3 protein-coding genes are annotated in these 3,594 nt (G+C 59.0%); 2 read left to right on the plus strand and 1 reads right to left on the minus strand.

The genetic code is table 11. The features are described 5' to 3' along the window. The first annotated feature begins 451 nt into the window (after window positions 1-451). A complete protein-coding gene (locus tag ACLHHB_RS07625; RefSeq protein ID WP_410217673.1) occupies window positions 452-898 on the plus strand; it encodes a hypothetical protein in 447 nt (148 codons plus the stop codon). A 359-nt stretch (window positions 899-1,257) separates the two neighbouring features. Further along, window positions 1,258-2,637, plus strand: a complete 1,380-nt coding sequence (locus tag ACLHHB_RS07630; RefSeq protein ID WP_410217674.1) for a serine hydrolase domain-containing protein — start codon at window positions 1,258-1,260, stop codon at window positions 2,635-2,637. Between the two features lie 464 nt (window positions 2,638-3,101). Here the strand turns inward: ACLHHB_RS07630 and ACLHHB_RS07635 are convergent, their stop codons facing one another. Continuing rightward, entirely contained in the window at window positions 3,102-3,533 is a 432-nt protein-coding gene (locus ACLHHB_RS07635) for a pyrroline-5-carboxylate reductase family protein (RefSeq protein WP_410217675.1), read from the minus strand. Between the last annotated feature and the right edge of the window lie 61 nt (window positions 3,534-3,594).

Below are 3,594 nucleotides of genomic sequence, written 5' to 3' on the forward strand. Positions count from 1 at the left end.
ACGAACAGAACCGCGGCCAGCGCCCTGCCCATCGCCATGTCGGGTCCGCGCAACCGCCACACCATGACGAGCGCTGCGATCAGAAAGGCAAAGTTGGTCAGCGCGTTGATTGGCTCGGACCAATAGTCCGCGCCAGTCCGCTCGCAATAAGCGTTCACTGGGGCCAGCCAGTCCATCACCTGCTCCTTCGCAGTGCTGCACAGAAGGTTTCAAAGCACATCCTACACTGCGAGCGGCAAAAGAAAGTGACGTCTGCGACGCAAAGCAAAAGTGTCGCAGGAAAATCCAGAGCCCCGCCTACATGCCATGCTACCGGCTGTTCTCCTGAGATGCGTCAAACGCAGGTTTTTCTGCCTTCACACGAGCAGCCGTTCTCCAAGGCCGCCGCAGCTTCCTTCGGAACTCCTGATGGCCTCCCCCCGTTGCTGCGAGCAGATGGACAGGAGGCACCATGTTACGCTCGATCCTGATGGGTCTTGTTGCCGGCCAGCGCTCGATGACGCCGCTTGCCGCATTGGCCGGTGCCGCGCGTCGCGGTACTCTTCCGTACGACAATCCTGAGGCACGGCTGATGAGCCTCCCGCAGGTCGCGGCCGGCGGAGTGGCAATGTCTGCGGCAGAAATGGCGGGCGACAAGATGAAGACCGCGCCAGATCGCACAGTGTTTCTTGGCCTGCTTTCCCGAACAATCACTGGCGGCTTTGCGGGGGCAGCCCTTGCTCCACCACAGCGTCAGGTCGCAGGTGCGGCGCTTGGCATGGGAGCAGCCATAGCGTCGTCCTACTGTGGGCTTGCCATGCGCAAGTGGGCCATACAGCGATGGGGTCAGACATCCTCAGGCTTCCTTGAGGACGCCATTATACTGTCAGCAGCGATCGCGATTGCGAACACGAAGTAAGGATCTACTCAAAGAGCTCACAGTAGACGACCGCAGCTTGCCATCAGCGGCATCCAAATCCGATCCAGTGATGCACTGAGAGGGTCCGTTTGCCGCTAATGCTTCGAAGCTGAACCGTAGCTCCGCCATCGTCCGTAACAAACGTGCATCGATGGTGGATACGAGGCCCGCCCTCCACCGCAAATTAAGTATGTGATACCAACGGCTCTGAGCATTGACCGCTTTACAGATTTGCCCGTCGCAATTGATCGGACGCGCTCAGGGTCGTCAGTGAAGGCGCTCCACGCGCTGCAGCATAGCCCGCGCGTCTCCTACCTGCCCCGGCCCCCCGTCGAGGCTCCGTCTTCTGCACGATCTGCATGATATTTCTTGTGGCGAATCGTGAAGCGGGCCTACTCTCAGGGTTGCTAGACCGAAACAGATTGCAGAACTGCAATCGGAGGGAGGCAATACCAATGACATATCAGAATCTGAAACGCATCTCGGCTGCGGCCTGTCTTGGCGCAGTCATTGCAGGTTCCGGCTTTGCCCAGGATGCAGAGGGGAATGCCGAACTGAAGGAGCGTCTGGATGAAGCTCTTTCCGCTCCGGTGGAGCGAGGTGACATCCCGATGGCTGTGGGAGGAATCACAACGGCTGATGAGGCAATCTATACCGGTGCCTTCGGTGTCCGGGATATAGGTGGTGAGGATGCCGTATCCGAGGGCTCGGTCTTCAATATCGCCTCCATGACCAAGGCCATCGTCGCGGCGGCGGCCATGCAGCTGGTGGAGGAGGACAAGCTCGATCTCGATTCCCCGATCTCGACCTGGCTTCCGGTTGCGGACCGCCTGATGGTCCTGGACAGCTTCGATGCCGAGGGCAAGCCGGTTCTCAGGGAGCCCAAATCGGAAGTCACCCTGCGCCAGCTGATGACCCATACATCGGGGCTTGGTTACACGACATGGAACGAAAAGCTCGACCAGTATGTCAAGGCTACGGGTCCTCTGCCGGCGCTTGACTACGAAGACGAAGAAACCTGGTTGCGCCCCCTCGTCTTCGACCCCGGAGAGGGATGGGCCTATGGTGAGAGCATCGATTGGATCGGCTACCTGGTGAAGGAGGTCAGCGGACAGCCCCTCGAGGAATACGTTACGGAGAACATCACTGGCCCTCTTGGGATGACGGACACGGGCTGGACTCTCACGCCCGAGATGGAAAGCCGGAGGGTGACCAGCCACGAACGAAAAGAAGACGGAAGCCTGGTAGGCACGGACTGGATCACGGACCAGAACCCCGCGAGGGATTATGGTGGCGGTGGGATGTATAGCACTGTTCCCGACTACATGAAGTTCATCCGGATGATCCTGAATGATGGCGCCGTGGACGGCACGCAGATCCTTGAACCCGAAACCGTCGAAATGATGGCGCAGAACCAGATGGGCGATAACCGGGTTTCCATGCTGACAACCTATGACCCGTCACGCTCCGCCGATGCGGAATTCTTCCCCGGCCTGGAAAAGACCTGGGGCCTCAGCTTCATGATCAACGAGCAGGTGGCACCGACGGGCCGGCCGGCTGGAAGCCTGGCATGGGCCGGACTCCGCAACACGTTCTTCTGGATTGACCGGGAGAACGACATCGGCGGTGTCTGGATGAGCCAGCTCCTGCCATTCGTCGATGAAAAGACTGTCCAGTCATTCTATGATTTCGAGACTGCCTACTACGACACGGCGGAAACAACGGCGGCAGCAAACTGACCCCAGTAACAAAGCGAAATGGCCCTGACTGATTGGCAGGGCCATTTTGCATTCCGTTCCGGAACAGGGCAGAAACAATACGCGAAAGCGGTCAACGCCTAAGGCCGTTGGTATGAGTGGGCCATTATCGCTGCACCTGCATTCGCTGCGGCCAGCGCGAACGGCGAAGGGCTCTTCACGTCGTCCACCTGGCGCTCTCCAATGACTGTTTTTTCCGAAGGGCAGAAGCTGCTGGTACATACACCAAGAGGTTTCATTTCGTTGGCAAAGGGAAGGCTCACTGCTGGGACGTGACAGGCCCGAAAGGCCCGCGAAAGGGAGCAAGGGCAGGACAACGGCTTGGACTGGGTCTGCCTCACCTGCGGAGCCTGAATAGGTTGGTAATCAACACGAAGCGATGACCCTTTCAAGGGCAGCTTGGAGCCGTTCTGCAGGCAATTCCGGCTCCGCAAGCCAAAGTCTCTCTACTCAGCTGCAGAGAGTTCAATCGACCGGTTCTGCGCGGCAGCGACTGCCGGCCGGCAGAGGTTAGCGAGCCCGCCTTCGGCTTCGAAGATAGCCAGCGCCGCTTCCGTCGCACCTGCCTTGCTGGTTACAGCTTTCTTCACGGCCAAGGGAAGGCGTTGATCTGAGGTGGGAGGAGTAGAGGCCCCAAGAAGAGTTTGCCGCACCAGCCGGTCAGCCAACTCCTCACTCATTCCGGTCGCCATAGCTGCCCTGAGCATGTGATGCGAGAATGCAAAGACATATCCAGGACCGCTGCCAGCGACGGCTGTTGCTGCCTCGATCTGATCCTCCAATGGAAGCCAAGCAAAGTCTCCCACGCAGCGGAACACAGCATCAACTTGTGACCTGTCATCGGGTGTGTTGCGTTCTTCGGCATAGGCCACCGTCATTGCCTACCCTGCCAAAGCTGGCAGGTTCGGCATCCTCCGAATGACCCATAGGCACCCTAAC

Source organism: Paracoccus sp. (in: a-proteobacteria), from assembly GCF_046462195.1.
In the GTDB taxonomy this organism is placed as follows: domain Bacteria; phylum Pseudomonadota; class Alphaproteobacteria; order Rhodobacterales; family Rhodobacteraceae; genus Paracoccus.

Bases quoted from the DNA above. Each gene is read 5' to 3' on its own strand.
- ACLHHB_RS07625 (WP_410217673.1), top strand. From the start codon at position 452: ATGTTACGCTCGATCCTGATGGGTCTTGTTGCCGGCCAGCGCTCGATG.
- ACLHHB_RS07630 (WP_410217674.1), top strand. From the start codon at position 1,258: ATGATATTTCTTGTGGCGAATCGTGAAGCGGGCCTACTCTCAGGGTTG.
- ACLHHB_RS07635 (WP_410217675.1), bottom strand. From the start codon at position 3,533: ATGACGGTGGCCTATGCCGAAGAACGCAACACACCCGATGACAGGTCA.